The organism is Bacillus mesophilus, from assembly GCF_011008845.1.
Classification (GTDB): Bacteria; Bacillota; Bacilli; order Bacillales; family SA4; genus Bacillus_BS; species Bacillus_BS mesophilus.
Genome location: NZ_JAAIWM010000002.1, coordinates 762,783 through 781,112 on the forward strand (window position 1 = coordinate 762,783; position 18,330 = coordinate 781,112).

13 protein-coding genes and 1 other annotated feature are annotated in these 18,330 nt (G+C 37.0%); of the genes, 5 read left to right on the top strand and 8 right to left on the bottom strand.

Going from position 1 to position 18,330, the window contains the following annotated elements; genetic code table 11:
- Positions 1-4: 4 nt before the first annotated feature.
- The gene (locus G4D63_RS09300) at positions 5-1,147 is read right to left on the bottom strand and encodes a cysteine desulfurase family protein (RefSeq protein ID WP_163179344.1); all 1,143 of its coding nucleotides are present in this window, start codon (positions 1,145-1,147) and stop codon (positions 5-7) included.
- A 435-nt stretch (positions 1,148-1,582) separates the two neighbouring features.
- Complete coding sequence (ezrA, locus tag G4D63_RS09305) at positions 1,583-3,271, bottom strand: septation ring formation regulator EzrA (RefSeq protein WP_163179345.1); 1,689 nt, start codon at positions 3,269-3,271, stop codon at positions 1,583-1,585.
- Between the two features lie 225 nt (positions 3,272-3,496).
- Here ezrA and hisJ point away from each other — a divergent pair, with 225 nt between their 5' ends.
- The gene (gene hisJ, locus G4D63_RS09310) at positions 3,497-4,318 is read left to right on the top strand and encodes a histidinol-phosphatase HisJ (RefSeq protein WP_163179346.1); all 822 of its coding nucleotides are present in this window, start codon (positions 3,497-3,499) and stop codon (positions 4,316-4,318) included.
- 36 nt (positions 4,319-4,354) lie between these two features.
- Here the strand turns inward: hisJ and refZ are convergent, their stop codons facing one another.
- Complete coding sequence (refZ, locus tag G4D63_RS09315; protein WP_420837812.1) at positions 4,355-5,005, bottom strand: forespore capture DNA-binding protein RefZ; 651 nt, start codon at positions 5,003-5,005, stop codon at positions 4,355-4,357.
- A 224-nt stretch (positions 5,006-5,229) separates the two neighbouring features.
- On the opposite strand from refZ, the gene G4D63_RS09320 reads away from it, so the two are divergent.
- Positions 5,230-5,712 carry a GAF domain-containing protein gene (locus G4D63_RS09320; RefSeq protein WP_163179348.1) on the top strand — a complete coding sequence of 161 codons (483 nt, stop codon included), beginning with the start codon at positions 5,230-5,232 and terminating at the stop codon, positions 5,710-5,712.
- 249 nt (positions 5,713-5,961) lie between these two features.
- Here G4D63_RS09320 and megL read toward each other — a convergent pair whose 3' ends face one another.
- From megL to G4D63_RS09335, 3 genes are all read right to left on the bottom strand, one after another.
- Complete coding sequence (megL, locus tag G4D63_RS09325) at positions 5,962-7,131, bottom strand: methionine gamma-lyase (protein WP_163179349.1); 1,170 nt, start codon at positions 7,129-7,131, stop codon at positions 5,962-5,964.
- Positions 7,132-7,391: 260 nt separating this feature from the next.
- On the bottom strand, positions 7,392-7,841 hold the full coding sequence (locus G4D63_RS09330; RefSeq protein ID WP_163179350.1) for a GNAT family N-acetyltransferase: 450 nt from the start codon (positions 7,839-7,841) through the stop codon (positions 7,392-7,394).
- A gap of 26 nt (positions 7,842-7,867) precedes the next feature.
- Entirely contained in the window at positions 7,868-9,712 is a 1,845-nt protein-coding gene (locus tag G4D63_RS09335) for a diguanylate cyclase domain-containing protein (RefSeq protein ID WP_239585900.1), read from the bottom strand.
- A 378-nt stretch (positions 9,713-10,090) separates the two neighbouring features.
- Here G4D63_RS09335 and rpsD point away from each other — a divergent pair, with 378 nt between their 5' ends.
- Positions 10,091-10,693 (top strand): 30S ribosomal protein S4, encoded by a 603-nt coding sequence (gene rpsD / locus G4D63_RS09340; protein WP_163179351.1) that lies wholly within the window; start codon positions 10,091-10,093, stop codon positions 10,691-10,693.
- 290 nt (positions 10,694-10,983) lie between these two features.
- Here rpsD and tyrS read toward each other — a convergent pair whose 3' ends face one another.
- A complete protein-coding gene (tyrS, locus tag G4D63_RS09345; RefSeq protein ID WP_163179352.1) occupies positions 10,984-12,246 on the bottom strand; it encodes a tyrosine--tRNA ligase in 1,263 nt (420 codons plus the stop codon).
- Positions 12,247-12,306: 60 nt separating this feature from the next.
- Positions 12,307-12,520, bottom strand: a binding site (T-box leader).
- 178 nt (positions 12,521-12,698) lie between these two features.
- Here tyrS and G4D63_RS09350 point away from each other — a divergent pair.
- Entirely contained in the window at positions 12,699-15,644 is a 2,946-nt protein-coding gene (locus tag G4D63_RS09350) for a transglycosylase domain-containing protein (RefSeq protein ID WP_163179353.1), read from the top strand.
- A 115-nt stretch (positions 15,645-15,759) separates the two neighbouring features.
- Here G4D63_RS09350 and acsA read toward each other — a convergent pair whose 3' ends face one another.
- Positions 15,760-17,478: an acetate--CoA ligase gene (gene acsA / locus G4D63_RS09355; RefSeq protein ID WP_163179354.1), complete on the bottom strand. Its 1,719-nt coding sequence runs from the start codon at positions 17,476-17,478 to the stop codon at positions 15,760-15,762.
- 203 nt (positions 17,479-17,681) lie between these two features.
- Between acsA and G4D63_RS09360 the strand changes: the two genes are divergently transcribed.
- A complete protein-coding gene (locus tag G4D63_RS09360) occupies positions 17,682-18,314 on the top strand; it encodes a GNAT family N-acetyltransferase (RefSeq protein ID WP_163179355.1) in 633 nt (210 codons plus the stop codon).
- Positions 18,315-18,330: the final 16 nt, after the last annotated feature.

An 18,330-nucleotide genomic window follows, 5' to 3' on the forward strand; every position in this document is an offset into this window, starting at 1 on the left:
GTAACTACCTCTTTATCACTTTATTTTGTTTGATAATTGTCTCTATAGCACTACAGAATGCTTGGATCTCCTCCAATGTACTCTGAGTTGATAAGCTAACTCGAATGGCATATTTTGCTACAGAGTTTGGCATGCCCATTTCTAATAGGATTCGACTAGCACTTGTTTGTTTAGATGAACATGCAGACTTTGTTGAGACATAGATTTTGTAATCCTCTAATGCATGAACGACTACTTCCGGTTTTAATCCAGGAATTGAAAAGTTCACAATATGTGGTGAAGCTCCTTCAAGAGGTGTGTTAATCACAAATTCCGGAAATCTATTTAAAAAGCCAGTTAAATGGTTTCTTAGCTTTGTTAAATGCTCCATCTTCTCCTGTTGATTTTCTAGGGTCATTCTTAACGCCTTGGTCATTGCGACAATGCCTGGAACATTCTCGGTTCCGGCACGCAACTGATTTTCTTGTGAGCCGCCTGTAAATAACGGCTCTAGCTTAACACCTTGTCTTACGTATAGCATTCCCGTACCTTTTACGCTGTGGAATTTATGACCAGAGATGGTAAGTAGGTCAATACCACTATCCACTATACTTAATGGGACCTTTCCCATCCCTTGAACATCATCTACATGAAAAAGGATTTTGGGATATTGCTTTAATAGTTCACCAATTTCTTGAATAGGCTGGATCGTTCCAACCTCATTATTGACATGAATCATCGTAACTAATATGGTATCAGGTCTTATTGCATCCTTAACTTGTTGAACCGCCACTGCTCCAGCTTTATTAACAGGTAAGAAAGTAACTTCAAACCCATGTTTCTCTAATTGTTTTAGACCTTCCTGAATGGAAGCATGTTCTACAGCTGTCGTGATAATATGTTTGCCACGATTTTTATATTTTAAGGCGGTACCTTTAATGGCAATATTGTTACCTTCTGTTCCACCTGATGTAAAAATGATTTCACTAGGATGTATGGATAAAAGCTTACTAATAACTTCTCTTGATTGATATAATAAACGCTCAGCTTCACTGCCAAGTGCATGAACTGATGAAGGATTTCCAAAGTAATGGGTAGCAACCTTTACGTAAGCATCAATTACTTCCTCGTAAGGCCTTGTGGTTGCACTATTATCTAAATAAATCATTGATATTCTCCCCTTTTTAAACACCGATGCAAATATATATCTTATCATATTTCTAACATTATCAAAAACTGAACTGTTAACGGTATAGGATCATTACACAGGTAGTTTCTTCCTTCAGTAACCATACGAACATTGTTGAACTCTTTAGAACAAAAGGCGCAAGCGCCCCGTTAAGCCCCGACAAGCAAATGTTCCTAGAAGAAGAAAAGGGGAACTTTCCTTTTCTTCTTCTAGGGTTATTTGACCAAGGAAAAAGTGTTTTTTCTTTTTCCCTCGAGGTAGGATGAAATTGCAAAGATCATCGCAATTTCATCTTGGCTGGGCGCTGGAGCTAGATTTAAATGTACTGTCCCCAGTTATCAACAAATGATTATTTTTAATTTCCTAAACCACAAACAAAAGACTATCCGAGACAGCCTCAGATAGTCTTACATGTTAATTGTTTTCAATTAAATTTTGTACTTTCTTTAAAGCACCTGGTTCTACTCTTTCCAAAGCTGTTGCCGCTTCTTCCAGCGCACGAGGATACTCAAAATTGCGGAATGCTAGCTCTGCCTCTGCAAGCTTTTCAGCCATATGAAGGGACCTACCTCTATATCTATTTCCGTACTGAATGACCTGCTCTACTAAAAATGCCTGTTCAACCATCTCCTCAGTTTTTGAAGACAATAGTTCTACTTTAGCTAGGGCCTGCTCCAATAAAGAAGTTAGTGCCGGAACATGAAGAGGTTTTTCCTGTAGCTTTTCCGCCACCATTACTACCTGGTTGTTACACTCCTTTATTTCAAAGAGATAACCCTCTGGTAAACCTGGAAGATTACTCTTCTGAACAAGGCGTTTTGAATCCAGAAGCATTTTTCTCATTTCTCCGAGCTTTTCTTTTACATACATCTCGTCTTTTCTAAGAGTCTGTAGCATATCTACAAATTCTTGATGAGATTGCTTTAAGGTATCAATTTGTCCTTTAATATCCTCTAGTTCACTTTGAATGACCGAATAAGCAATATCCTGTTCTTCAATAGAGCCTTTAACATTCGTGAACCTTTTAAGCAATGTATTGATTTGTGTTTCAATATCCTTTTGCATTTCGAGATCTTTATCAAGTAGCTTATAGCTGAGCTGCACTTGCTCTGCTTCTATCTTCGTTTCCTTCGTTTCATCATTCAGTTGGCTCAGGTCAACATGTATAGGTGTCACCTGTTGCTGAACAAAATGCTTTGAAATGACTTCTTTTTCAAGCTGATCATAAAATCCTTCAATCTGTTCTTGAAGTTCAATTAAGCCTGCTTTCACGGGCTCAATATCTGCATTTTCAATATAAATGAGATACTCTGTGAGTTTTCCCTTCATGGATGAAACTTCTTTTTCCACTTGAAGGTGATTTAACACAAACCCTTCCTCCGTCATCTCTTTTACACCTTGTAACAATTCATCAATTTGGTTTGGAATCGTTAAAGAACAATCCTTAAGAAGTGCAGGTAATTCTTCTATTAACAATTTAATATGATCAATCTGGTCTTTTATGGACTGAACAAGTTCTTTTGCCAAAAGTATGTCACCATTGTCCATCTTTTCATAAAATGATTCAAATTGTACGACAATTCCCTCTAGCATCAGCTCAAGCTTTACCTCTGCTTTTCCAAATGAATTACTGTGAGCTAAGATCTTTCTTTTTAAATCTCGATAATCTTGCTTTAATTCTTCAATCTCAACTTTATTATTTTCTTCACTACCTACTAATTCTTGTAGTTCCGATAGTATTGATTTTATTGTGTCTTCTATTCCCTGAAGCTGATCATTAATTTCTTTCACTAAAAGCTTAGCTTTACGAATTCGATATTTATCGGCATATTCTTCGATATCAAACAGTGCTTCCTCTACATTAGGTAGCTCAGTTGTGATGATTTCATCCCATTCAGTACGCCATTTTTCAAACAGCTGCTCAGTTTGTCCGACCATATTAAGACCCTTCATTAACGACATCTCATCTGTTACAGGTCTGTTCATTATATCAATCTTCCACGCCTCTAAACGATCGACATCTTTATAAACTTTCTTTCTAACGAGCATGCCATATATGAAAAAGATGACCAATAAAAGGATTGCAACGATGATGAATTCCATAATAAGCCCCTTTCCTCTGCTAATGTTCACCATCTCTTTATCTAATTGGAAAAGTAAAGTTACACTACTTTATTTCCTACATTTTCAGATTAGCTAAAAAAAGATAGAACTATATTTATATTTTAATTGTAAATGAATTTTCAATGCTTTTATGATACCATGTAAACGACAATTTTTGACCAAATTTTTTAAAATTTTTACATTTTGAACGTGGAGGAATGAACTTTGATTGCTGACGGTCACATTCACACACCATTTTGCCCTCATGGAACGAAGGATTCTTTTGAACATTATATAGAAAAAGCAATAGGTCTAGGCTTTAAAGAAATATCATTTACAGAGCACGCTCCACTTCCTATAAACTTTAATGACCCTACTCCACTAAAAGATAGTTCGATGAGACTAGAGCACCTGGATTCATATTTCGAGACGATTACACAATTAAAAGAGAGATATTCCAATCAAATAAAGATTAACAGAGGATTAGAGGTTGATTATATTGAGGGATACGAGGATGAGATTCGCTCTTTTCTATTAAAATACGGACCTTTAATAGATGATAGTATTTTATCTGTCCATTTCCTTAAGAAGGATACTAGCTATTATTGTATGGATTATAGCCCAGATGCATTTGGGGAAATGATTACGATTTTTGGAAGTGTTGAACATATTTATAAGTCCTATTATGAAACTGTTTTGAAGTCGATTCATTCAGATTTAGGCTTGTTCAAACCAAAAAGAATCGGTCACCTTACACTTGCTCATAAGTTTCAAAAAAAATTTCCTGTTCAACACAGCTTCGAACAGGAAATACGAGAAATACTGGTTAACATGAAAGAAAAACAACTACAGCTTGATTATAATGGAGCAGGAATAAATAAGCCCCTTTGCAAAGAGCCTTACCCTCCTCATTGGGTAATCAAAGAGGCAATAACACTATCAATTCCGCTTGTATATGGATCAGATGCCCACCAAGTCAAGGATCTACACCAAGGAATTGACTACTTATATCCACACGCTCCCTTTACTTCTCCCACTTCTCTTTAGGATGGGTTGAAATTCGACGGATAGATTAAGTAACGATTAAAAGTGAGCAATTTTTAATTCCGGCATCGTCACCTGACAAATGGAGAATTCAATCCAGTTCTCCATTTCTTTGCTATACTGCTTAAAGAAATATTCATCATGAGGAATGATATGCAACACCTCTGTAAAATACTGAGGCTGAAGCACAGGCATGGTAAGCATCCCTTTGAATTGGGCAAGTACAGATGGAATGGCAAGCTTACGAAATTCCTTTGAACGGATCCCGTCTTCAAATAATTGTTTAAAATAATACTTTTCTTTTGCTAAATAGGTTGCCATGACTTCTCGAATTAAGACGTTGTCTAGCGTCATCTCTCTGTAGACAAACCTTGCTAGATGTCTATTTTCCGCTTGAAATCTAAGCAAAGTTCTAGTTAAAAAAACAAGTCTTTCTTTAGCAGATAAAGATTCATGCTGTTCAAGCACTTCTTCTATCACACGAATATACTGATCTAAATATAAAGATATGAGATGCTCTAACAATCCTTTTTTATTTTTAAAATAGTATGAAACAATAGCAATATTAACATCGGCTTTTTCAGCTATATCTCTAATCGAGGTTCCATTAAAACCTTTCGTGTTGAATAATCCAATTGACGCTTGCACGACTTTTTCTTTAGATGAAGGCTTAGGTTGACTCAAATTGATCACTCCATGAATTCTCGTCTTATAGAGGATGTTCAAAAGTTATGTGAAATTAGCTATAGAATTTCTTCAATGGCTATTTCCCCTTAGTTTTTAAACAGGCTCTAATATAATACCTTCTTGCTATTTGGGTGGAACCCTTTATGTTTTCATCGACAAATTCGTGCTTATTCTATTGTATTTTGCTATAGTATTAAACAATTAGTATCAAAAAAAGGGGGATTTCCGTGTTTAAAGTCGAACAATACAAGGAAACAAAAGAAAAGAATTACGATCTTGTGATTAAGCAGCTTCAAGCACTATTAGAAGGTGAGAGTAATGTTGTTGCAAATTTAGCAAATGCCTCTGCTTTGTTAAATCAATTTTTATCAGATGTAAATTGGGTTGGTTTCTATGTAACTGACGGTGAGGATGAACTAATTCTTGGACCATTTCAAGGTCTTCCTGCTTGTGTTAGGATCCCTTTTGGTAAAGGAGTTTGCGGAACTGCCGCTGCAACAAAGGAGACACAACGAATTGCAGATGTACATGCATTCCCTGGTCATATTGCTTGTGATGCAGCTTCACAATCGGAAATCGTTGTTCCATTAATTAAGAATGGAAAAGTAATAGGAGTACTAGATATAGACAGTCCGAAAAAGGACCGCTTCGACGAGACTGATCAAAAATCGTTAGAAAAGTTTGTTGAGGTTCTGATCCCATTTATTTAATAGGCTCTTTTCTAAAACTTTGTTGCTTTCGTGACATTTAGTTTGGCTAAACAACCTGTTTTATAAGCAAATTGAATATAGATTAGAAAAGAGCAACTCTCTTTATGTATAGTAAGATCTTGATACTAAGGTAAAATTCCGGCTTTTGGGATTTTTACGCTGAGCAACAATCTATACGAAAACAGCCATTTAATAAGAAAAGGAGTCGTAACATCGACTCCTTTTCTTATTTATAAGCATATTTTTAAACTATAACTTATTTAGAGCCTGATTCAAGTCTTCCCAAATATCTTCCCACGCTTCTAAACCGACTGACAGCCTAACCAGTTGATTAGTAATTCCCATCATAAGCCTTTGTTCCTCTGGCACAATTGCATGAGTCATCGTTGCTGGATGCTGGATTAGAGTCTCAGTGTCACCAAGGCTCACCGCCACCTTAATTAAGTGCAAATTATTTAGTAGTTTTTGTGCGTCTTCTTTCTCACCATGAATAGTAAACGAAATAACGCCACCTGCTCTACTCATCTGTCCTTCACTAATATTTGTTGTAAGTAATGGATAAATCAGCTTGTCAACCTTTTTATGAAGCTTCAATTTCTCTACTATTTTCTCAGCATTATCACAATGACGTTCCATTCTGACTGGCAGGGTCTTAAGTCCTCGAAGAAGTAGCCATGCATCAAATGGCGACATAATTCCACCAATATCCTTTCGAACATGCATCGCAATTTCGTTGATGACTTCTGCTTTACCGACCACGATTCCACCAACCACGTCACCATGGCCACCAATATACTTAGTCGCACTGTGCACCACTAAATCACAGCCCCACTCTAATGGTCTTTGTAAATAGGGTGACAGAAAAGTGTTATCAACAATAACCGGTATATTATGTTTTTTAGCCGCACTCACCACTTTTGAAAGGTCGATCACTTCCATCGTTGGATTAATAGGTGTTTCAAGGAAAATGCATGCTGTTTTATCTGAGATTTTTTCCTCTATTTCCTCAATCGTATTCATATCTAGTAAATCAAAAGTGATTTGAAGCTTCTCCTCTAGCCATTTTAATAAACCAAACGTACAGCCATATATCCCCTTTGAACATAGAACATGACTGCCTTGCTCTACATAATGTAATAACACGGAAGATACAGCGGCCATACCTGATCCAAACGCCAAACCTTTCTCAGCGCCCTCAAGAATTGCCATCTTGTCTTCTAATAATTGAACAGTCGGGTTACCCAGTCGTGAATAAATCATTCCTTCTTCATTTCCTGAAAATCTACCTTCTCCTTGTTCAGCTGTATTAAAGGTAAATGTAGATGTTTGAAATAAAGGTGGAGTTAAGCTACCTAAAAACTGTTTTGATTGATAGTTACCATGAACAGCATTCGTTTCAAACTTATGATTTTTCCCCATATTCCCGCCTCCTACATACTATAATATGTGAAAAAACCAAATTTGAAAACGCTTACTTTTTGTCATTTATAGTTGTAATTTGTATTTTTTTGTAAATCCTAACTAATAAATAGCTCTTTCTAAAAATAAAACCCTATTTTTCATTTCCGTTTCACTATGCTATAACACTTTCTTTTGGAAGAAGGAAGGATTAGCACTCGGCACTTATTTTTTTAGTTTCCACAAAAAAAGACGAGCCTGTTTAAACTCGTCAACGTGTTTTATTTAATCAATTGCCACTTTAACATGTTAGCCTCTTGATTGATCCTCTTCATATTCAGCTTTTCTAATACTCTAATTGATGATAAGTTACTTTCATCGCACTCGGCTATAACTTCATCAACACTTTCATGTGAAAAAGCCCAAGTAATGAGTTCTCTAACAGCTTCCGTAGCATAACCATTACCTTGTGCAGTAGGTATCATTCCATACCCAACTTCAACAGCATGGTTTCCATTAGGCTTACCCTTAAATCCAATATCTCCAATTATACGGATTGTCTCTTTCTCAATAACTAGCCATACCCCCCAGCCAATCAGAGAAGGATCCTTTCTAAGCTCTTCTATGTGGAATTGTATATGTGGACCCATTTCAAAGTCTTCATTTGAAATCGTTGATACAAGAGACTCAGTACAAGGAACTAGTTTTAATCTTTTTGTTTGTAACTCCATTATAATCTCCTCTTTAAGGCATTTATCTAATCCTGTTCTTGGACATTTACTTTGTTTTTACCTGTTCCCTTTGCCTTGTATAATGCTTCATCGGCTCGCTTAAACAATCTAAATGGTGTATCTTCTTGCCCTTTTCGCCAATGTCCCACTCCACAGGAAATTGTAACCTTTGGCTCCGTTAATTCTTCTACTCTTTGAACTAATCGTTCTGCAACTGCGATCCCAGAAGGTAGTTCGACTCTGGGAAGATAGATCGCAAGCTCCTCGCCACCCCATCTAGCACCAACATCAAACTCCCGAATGTTATCCTTAATTATTTCAGCCACTTGCTTTAATACGTTATCCCCAACCTGGTGGCCATACTGATCATTGACCAACTTAAAGTTATCTAGGTCTATTAATATAAAGCTACCAAATGCATCAGTTTTCATAGACTTTGCAATCATCTCATTTAGATAGTTTCTCGAATGTAACTTTGTGAGATGATCTGTTATTACTAGTTTTTCAAGTTCTTCTCGCAGCATAGAGTTTGTAAGAGCAAGCGTTGAATGGTGTATAAGAGACTGTAGTAACTTGAACGTCTCAAATGAAAATGCGTAAGGCTCCTTGTCTAATACGATTGCTACTCCAAGTAGTTCGTTACCTTGAACCATCGGCACAGCCATTAAAGAACGGAAAGCAATGAGATGATCTAAAGGTAAATTACCAATAAAAATAGACTCATGCTCTGCGTTTATTTTTGAATGAATATCTCTCACAACTTGTAAATGCCCTTGATCCTCCCTAAAGAACGAAGTACTCCCAGGAAGTGTTTCATAAATCCCGTGTTGCTTAAACAGGATAAACCCTACTTCATCTGCCAAAAAAGACTTAATAATCTGTTTTGACATATAGTTCATTGCTTCCGATAAACGTAAGTTTGAATTTAGCTGGTGTGAGGTCTCATTGATCAGCTGTAGATCCGCAACTAAACGATTAGATTGATGATAGAGCTTAGCGTTTTCAAGCGCACTTCCTGCTGTATTTGCAAGAAGTTTCACAAAATTGATTTCTTCTTGAGGAAATAAAAGCGTATTTGGAGTTATAATTTGTAACACTCCATAAACGCCTTGCTTACCTTTTAGTGGCGCATATAATACAGATGTTCGATCTGAAATGTTATCTTCTAATTGAATTTCTCCTGTAACGTAAGCTTGTGTAACTGCCAAATTTGCTTCATCATATTGTATTTCTTTAATAGGTAAATCATTTAGATGATTATAGTCCTGAGATAAAAGCAAATAGTAGCTAAAATGAGGATACACTTCTCTCAATGTTTCTATAACCTCTTTAAGAACAGCATCCATATTCATGGAGGAATGGAATTTAGAGGTAACACGATATAATTGTTCATATCGTCTATGTTCATCCGTAAGATCCATAAATTCATCAAACTTATTGATATAATCTGAAAGGAAACATACCAATCCATCCCAGCTCACTTCTGCTGGCGTGTGATGACCTGTTAATAATGTAAGTGATAGTAAATTCAGTTTCCTATCTTTATTGCGTAGAGGTATAAATACAATTTGCTGATTGTCAGTAGATATAATCTTAACTTTACCTTCTTCGAGGGTATCCGTTTGTGAGGAAAAGACATGTATGTAATCATCAGCTTTGCTCACCTGGTCTAGGCTAGTTGAGTTTACTTTGATCAATCTCTTGCTGAAGGAATCTAGGGAGTAAAAAGACACATGTTGAGCCGAATAATGGTGTTGAATTAACTCTAGTAGTCTTCTATAGAATGTTTGTCGTTCGATAGCTTGTCCATTAAATAAAAGATCAAATAATTCACCTTTTAATTGTTGGAAATGATGCTTATTAATATTCATCTCTCATCACCTGTATAATCCGAATAGACACTTCTATTATTATAGCATTAATATTTCAATGTGGTATGAAATAATTGGGAAATTTATTCTTAAAATAATGTAGTTTATTATAGACTTGTTGACATTGCTCATTTAAAAGAATATAATTGCTTTTGTGTAAAATACTGCAGCCTAAGTAGGCAATTTATGAATCATTTTATTCCCATTCTAGGGTAATGTGTAGAAATTATTCTCCCATCATCTTTTAGACATGTGGTGTATCGTGTAACTCCCTGCTGCTGGAGCGAGGATATAACAATGTAATAAAATGAACGTAAATCAATGCTGCTACGGTTTTTATTTTATGCAAAATAAAAACACAAAAGGAGGAGTCATATTATGGCTCGTTATACAGGTCCAAGTTGGAAATTATCTCGTCGTCTTGGTGTTTCATTAAGTGGTACTGGTAAAGAATTAGAAAAGCGTCCTTACGCTCCAGGACAACATGGTCCAAACCAACGTAAGAAGCTTTCAGAATACGGTTTACAATTACAAGAGAAGCAAAAGCTTCGTCACATGTACGGAGTAAATGAGCGTCAATTCCGTCGCACATTTGATGCTGCTAACAAAATGACTGGAATCTACGGTGAAAACTTCATGATTCTTTTAGAATCTCGTTTAGATAACCTAGTTTACCGTCTTGGTTTAGCTCGTACTCGTCGTGGAGCTCGTCAATTAGTAAACCATGGTCACATCCTAGTTGATGGTGGACGCGTTGATATTCCTTCATACCGCGTAAAGCCTGGACAAACTATTGCACTTCGTGAAAAGTCTCAAAACCTATCAGCTGTTAAGGAATCAGTAGAAGTTAACAACTTTGTACCTGACTACTTATCATTTGACGCTGAAAAGCTAGAAGGAACTTACACTCGTCTTCCTGAGCGTGCAGAACTTCCTGCTGAAATCAACGAATCATTAATCGTAGAATTCTATTCTCGTTAATAAAATTAATCCCACTGGAAATTCCAGTGGGATTTTTTGTTGTTTATATATTGCTACTGAGTCATGTTTTCTAGCTTTGGCGACTTTTACTTGCAACTTCCGATTGTTTTCTTGCGAGCATTTTGATTTACTTGCGTATTTGACCGTTTTCTTGCGTCTGAAAAATTCACTTGCGAATTCACTTAATTACTTGCAACTTTTTCCTTTTTCTTGTGACTTTGATCCGTTTTCTTGCGTTTTACCGCCCGAAAATTAAAAAAACCATCTCCAAAGGAGATGGCCAAGATCAATTAAATAAATGTAACTAAGTAATACTTTTTCTTTCCTCGTCTAATTACCATATAGGCATCTTCAATACGGTGTTCATTGGATACCACAAAATCTAGCTCTTGAATTCTTTCACCGTTTATATAAATCGCTCCATTTGAAATATCTTCACGTGCTTGTCGTTTTGAAGGAGAGATTTTCCCTTGCACAAGTAAATCAACAAGAGTAGGCTGTTCTGATCCACTTACTTCAACAGAAGGAACATCCTTGAACCCTTCTCTAATCTCTTCTCCTGTTAAGTCACCAATACTCCCTGAGAATAGGGCTTCTGAAATTTTAATAGCTTGTTTTAGTGCGTCTTCGCCATGAACAAACGTTGTAACTTCTTCAGCTAAGCGCTTTTGTGCTGTTCTTTTTTCTGGAGCTTCCACCATATCTCGTTCAATCGCTTCAATTTCATCTTTTGATAGGAACGTAAAGCATTTAATAAACTTCATTACATCGCGATCATCTGTATTAATCCAGAATTGATAGAATTCGTAAGGTGAGACCTTTTCACGATCTAACCAAATCGTTCCTGATTCGGTTTTACCAAATTTAGTACCGTCAGCTTTTGTGACAAGTGGAGCTGTTAACCCAAATGCTTTTGAATCTTCAACTGATTTGCGAATTAATTCAAGACCAGCCGTAATATTCCCCCATTGATCACTTCCACCAATCTGTAAACGAACTCCTTGTGTTTCATATAACTTAAGGAAATCATATGACTGTAAAATCATATAGCTAAACTCTGTAAAAGAGATTCCCGCATCAAGTCTGGACTGTACCGAATCTTTGGCTAACATATAATTTAATCCAAAGCTTTTCCCAACGTCACGTAAAAAGGAAATTACATCTAGACTACCAATCCAGTCATAGTTGTTTGCAATAGTTGCTGGATTTTCTGGATGTTCAAAATCTAAAAAGCGAGCTAATTGATTTCTAATTTTTTCAGTAAATTGCACAACCACATCTGCAGAATTCAATGTTCGCTCATTTGCCTTTCCACTTGGGTCTCCAATTAATCCCGTTGCTCCACCTACAAGAGCAACTGGAGAGTGTCCTGCTAACTGAAAACGACGTAATGTCACAATTTGCAATAAGTTCCCTATATGAAGACTATCAGCAGTTGGATCAAATCCACAGTACAGTTTGATACTCTCCTCTGATAATACTTTTTCCAACCCTTCATGATCTGTAATCTGATGAATGAGTCCACGAAATTCCAAATCCTTTAATAAATCCATCTCGACACTCCCTTTCTATCTTAATAAGTTTACCTAAAACACAAAAAAACTCCTCCCTAAAAAAGGGACGAGTTGTAGTCGCGGTACCACCCTTGTTGAAAGCAAACTGCTTCCCACTCAGACAATTTAACGGTTTCACCGTCTTTTGCTACTAGGTTTCACAAAAGATGCTCAAGGATGTAATTCATGTGTTAATTTGTACTGATTTGCACCAACCATCAGCTCTCTAAAACAGGGAATAAACACACTACTGTATTCCTATCATCGCTTACTGTATTTAGGTTAAATAAAAATTCATATTAAAATTAATACCATAGGAGCCAAGCCAATGTCAAACCAATCTTATGATTTGCTTTTAGAATATGGTTTATTTTTCCTATAATATGTGTTCTAGTGTATGTAAAAGTCTATTTGTTATGTGCTATAATAATAGGTGATTTAGGGGGAGTGTTATGAGGATTAATAAATCAATGATAAAAGAATACTTGCAAACCTTTAAAGATGTAATATTTAGCAAAAGAACGGTAAAGGTATTTTCTGTTTCATACAAAGTTATCTGGAATTTATTTTTAGTATTTTTAGTAATTGGATTAATAGGAGCATTCTTTGCCGGTGGAGTTGGTGCTGGATATTTTGCCTCCCTCGTAAAGGACGAGCCTATTAGAAGCTATGAAAGTATGAAAAATGACATATACAACTATGAAGAGACATCAGAGGTCTACTTTGCAAACAATGTTTACTTAGGGGAAATTCGTTCAGATATCTATCGTGAGGAGCTTGCTTTAGGAGAAATATCTCCTTATTTGATCGATGCGGTGATTGCAACAGAGGATGAATATTTCTATGAGCATAATGGAGTGGTTCCAAAAGCCATTCTCCGTGCATTATTACAAGAAGTAACAAATGCGCAAACTCAAACAGGTGGAAGTACTCTTACACAACAGCTGATTAAGAATCAAATTTTATCCAGCGAAGTGTCGTTTGAACGTAAAGCAAAAGAGATTTTACTAGCAATGCGTCTTGAGCAATTCTTTAATAAAGAGGAAATTATTGAAACGTACCTAAATGTAGCAACTTTTGGGCGAAATAGCTCTGGAGATAATATTGCAGGTGTAAAAACAGCTGCACTTGGTATTTTTAACGTTGAACCGAAAGATTTAAATCTTTCGCAAGCTGCATTTATCGCAGGTCTACCACAAAGTCCGTTTGGTTATACACCATTCACTAATGCTGGTGAAATTAAAAATAACCTTCAGCCAGGATTAGATCGAATGAAAACTGTGTTAAGTAGAATGCTTAGTGCAGAGAAAATTACACAAGAGCAATATAATGAGGCCATCAATTTTGACTTGGTTGCTAGTTTTGCACCAGCAAAGCCGTCACCAACCGAAGATTACCCATGGTTAACAGCCGAAATTGAATTGCGTACGAAAGAAATCATTGCTGAACAGCTTGCAACAAAGGATGGATATGAAAAAGAAGATTTAAAAAACGACAGTGAATTAAATCAATCTTACTTAAACTTAGCTGATACAACAATGAGGCAAAATGGATATAAGATTTATACAACGATTGATAAAGAAATATATGACCGTATGCAAGTAGTAGCAAAGGAATTCCAATACTACGGTCAAGATAAAACGGAAGAAAAGAAAAATCCAGATACAGGTGAAATGGAAAAAGTAGTAGAACCCGTTGAGGTTGGTGCTGTCCTGACTGAGAATAAAACAGGTAAAATTATCAGTTTTGTGGCAGGTCGTGATCATAGCCGAGAGCAAACTAACCACGCACTACGAGCAACGCGTCAAAATGGTTCAACGATGAAACCACTTGTCGTCTATGCCCCTGGAATGGAGCTGGGTCTAATCCAGCCAGGTACTGTATTTGTTGATGTGAATTTTGAAATGGTCGCTGGTGGAAAGGTGTGGAACCCCGGAAACTTCGGTGGTGCACACTATGGATTTGTATCAGCTCGTACATCCCTTGCAAAATCTCATAATGTTCCAGCAGTTATCGGTTATACAAAAATAGTTAATCAAAGACCTACTAGCTTTTTAGAAAAAATGGGCTTCACTAGTCTAACAGAAGGTGATCATTCCAACCTAGCTATGTCTCTGGGTGGTATGGAGACTGGGGTAACCGTTGAAGAAAACGTAAACGCTTATGCTACATTTGCGAATGGTGGTAAATTCGTCGATGCATACATGATTGAAAAGATCGAAACAAAAGATGGTGAAGTCATTTATCAGCATAAAAGTGAAGAAGTTGAAGTATTCTCTCCACAAACCGCTTATCTGACTATTGATATGATGAGAGATGTAATACGAGGTGGTACCGCTTCAGGTGTGCCTTCAATGCTTAAATTCTCTTCTGACTGGGCAGGGAAGACAGGAACTTCTCAGGAATTTAGAGACTCTTGGTTTGTTGCTTCTAATCCAAATGTAACGTTTGGTACATGGATTGGGTATGATACTCCAAAGAGATTAGAGGCTTACAAAGGACTTTCCTACTCTAAGAGAGGTCAAATGATTTGGGCACAACTAATGAATGCTGCCTATGATATTAGACCCGAGTTAGTGAAGTCTAATGAAACATTTAAGATGCCAGGTGGAATTGTGAGAAGATCGTATTGTACCATTTCAGGTTTACTTCCATCAGACTTATGTAAAGAGGCTGGTCTAGTACAAACCGATATTTTCAATGCTAACTTTGTGCCTAGAAAAGTTGATGATACATTAGAAAAGGGTAAATTCATAACGCTAGGTGATAAAGCTTATCGTGCCTTAGATTCAACACCTGCTGAGTTTACAACAGATGGAGTTATGATTAAGAAGGAGTTTCTAGAAGAAAATAACCTTAAGAGTGCTGCAGAGCTAATGAAATTACTTTCTAAGCAAGCTACTTTTAAAAATGTTGTGGTTCCTGAAGACGAACCACTCGCCGATAATGGATCCGCACCTAGCCCAACTGATAAAGTTGGTATCTCAGGAAATAAATTAACATGGGCAAAGCATGGCCATAATGATATCGTTGGATACCGCATTTACCGTGCTGAAAACTTCTCCGATCAATTCAAAAAGGTTGGAAGTATGTCAGTTAAGGATTTCACTGAAAATGGTGGATTCGCAATCAACTCTACTATTGCAGCATATTACGTGACAGCTGTTGATGTAGCGGGTAGAGAAGGAGCACCTTCAAAACACGCTTTAAAAGGCGAATGGCTGAAGGAAAAACCACCAGAGCCTGAACCTGAAAAGCCAGAACCAAAACCTGAGGATCCAAAGAAGCCAGAAGATCCAAAGAAACCTGTAGATCCTCCAAAAGACCCTGTTGACCCAGTTGATCCGGTAGATCCAATAGATCCAGCAGATCCTGCAGATCCTCCTGCAGGACAGTAATGAGTAATAACAAAAAACCTATGACGGTAATCGTCATAGGTTTTTTTTGATTTCTTTAGCATGATATACTATTAACAAAAGAACCTCAATACATATTCGTATCGAGGTCACTTTTTTAATCTTCTAAAGTAGATAAATCACCAGTAGGTAAATTCAACTCCCAAGCTTTCAGAACACGTCTCATAATTTTCCCGCTACGTGTTTTAGGTAGCTTATCTTTGAATTCGATTTCCCTTGGTGCTGCATGTGCTGCTAAGCCTTTCTTAACAAAAAGTCTTATCTCTTCTTTTAATTCGTCTGATGGTTCAAAGCCTTGTCGTAATGCAATAAAGGCTTTAATGATCTCGCCACGAACTGGATCTGGAATCCCGATTACTCCTGCTTCAGCGATGGCGGGATGCTCCACAAGCTTGCTTTCTACTTCAAATGGCCCTACTCTCTCTCCAGATGTCATAATTACATCATCAACGCGTCCTTGAAACCAGAAGTACCCATCTTCATCCATGTAGGCTGAGTCTCCCGAAACGTACCAATCTCCAGGCATGAAATAAGATTCATATTTTTGCTGGTTATTCCAAATCGTATACATCATAGAAGGCCAACCCTTTTTAATAGCAAGGTTCCCCATTCGATTTGGTGGAAGCTCATTACCTTGGTCATCAACGATTGCCGCTTTGACACCAGGTATTGGCTTACCCATTGAACCTGGTTTAATCTCCATACATGGATAGTTACAGATTAATTGAGCACCTGTTTCGGTCATCCACCAAGTATCATGAACCCTTAAGTTGAATACTTTCATTCCCCAACGAATAACTTCAGGATTCAACGGCTCTCCAACACTCAGAATGTGACGTAGCGATCCAAGGTTAAACTTCTTAACTACTTCGTCACCTGCACCCATCAGCATTCTAAATGCAGTTGGAGCACTATACCAAACTGTAACCCCATATTCTTCAATGGTTTCGTACCATGCCTCTGGACTAAATCTTCCACCTACTACAACATTAGAAGCACCAACAAGCCATGGTCCAAAAATACCATACGAAGTACCCGTTACCCAGCCTGGATCTGCTGTACACCAGTATATATCCTCTTCCTTCAAATCTAGTACCCATTTAGCAGTTTGATAGTGCTGAATCATGGCATTTTGGACATGTAAAACTCCCTTTGGTTTGCCCGTTGATCCAGATGTATAATGGAGTATCAGTCCATCAGTTTTCGACAACCATTCAATTTCGAGATGCTTGCTAGCATCCTTCATTTTTGCATAGTAATCTATAAACATACCGTCTTCATGTACATTTTCACCAACTAAAATAACCGATTTCAAGGCTGGTAGATCTTCCAAAGGAACGCGCTCTAGTAGTGAAGGAGTTGTTACTAAAACCTTCGCCTCACTATCTAGTAAACGATCCTTAACAGCGCCTTCCATAAATGCTTCAAAAAGCGGACCAACAATCGCCCCTAATTTAATTGCTCCTAGTACCATAAAATAAAGCTCTGGAGAACGCGGCATAAAAATGAACACTCGATCTCCCTTTTCAACATCAGCTGACTGCTTAAGTACATTTGCAGCTCTATTAGATGATTCCTTCATATCTTTAAATGTATATTTCTCATTACGAGAAGAGTCCTTATAGTAGAGGGCTACTTTGTTTTTTCTGGCAGTGTCAACATGCTTATCAATTGCCTCATATGCCAAATTCAATCGACCCGTAGAGTGCCACGAAAATTCCTTTTCTACTTCATCCCAAGAAAATTGGTTTTTTACATCATCATAACTATTTAGATTAAAATCTCCTTTTATTACAGGAAGCGCTTCCAACTTCATTACTCTTCTCCCCCTTTATGTAATCTTTTCTGTTATATTATAATATAATTACAAGTTTTTCTCAATTTTTAAAAAATTCCCTTATTCTACTTTTTTCTCCACTATTAACATTGAAAACGCTTTACATCTATTCGCATCAGTATAATAATAGAGGTAGATTAAAGTAAGGCGTATCTTACAATAAAGTTATTGGCGGTGATGTAATGCTTCATAAAAAAACATACAACGCAATGGAATTAAAAACACAACATGGTACCCTGATTATCGAAGGACCAATCCCGTCTGAAAAACTTGCATCTTATGAATTTCATGAAGACTTAACTTCCTTTCGAGTTCCTGAGCAACAGAAAAAAGCGCTTGTTGAAATCGCTAAACTCCCTGAAGGAAGAATTATAGTTGCAAGAGATCAGCATATGATCGTCGGGTATGTTACTTATTTATATCCAGACCCACTAGAACGATGGTCTGAAGGTAAAATGGAAAATCTAATTGAGCTTGGTGCAATTGAGGTCATTCCAAAATATCGTGGAAAGTCTGTTGGAAAGAATCTTTTAACTGTTTCGATGATGGATGATGCTATGAACGATTATATTATTATCACAACTGAATATTACTGGCATTGGGACTTAAAAGGAACAGGCTTAAATGTATGGGAATATCGAAAAGTAATGGAGAAGATGATGAATTCTGGTGGTCTTATTTGGTTTGCAACTGATGATCCAGAAATTAGCTCCCATCCTGCGAATTGTCTCATGGTTAGAATTGGTTCACGCGTTGATCCAGATTCCATTCAACAATTTGACAGATTAAGATTTAGACATCGTTTTATGTATTAGTTCATCTTTAAGTACA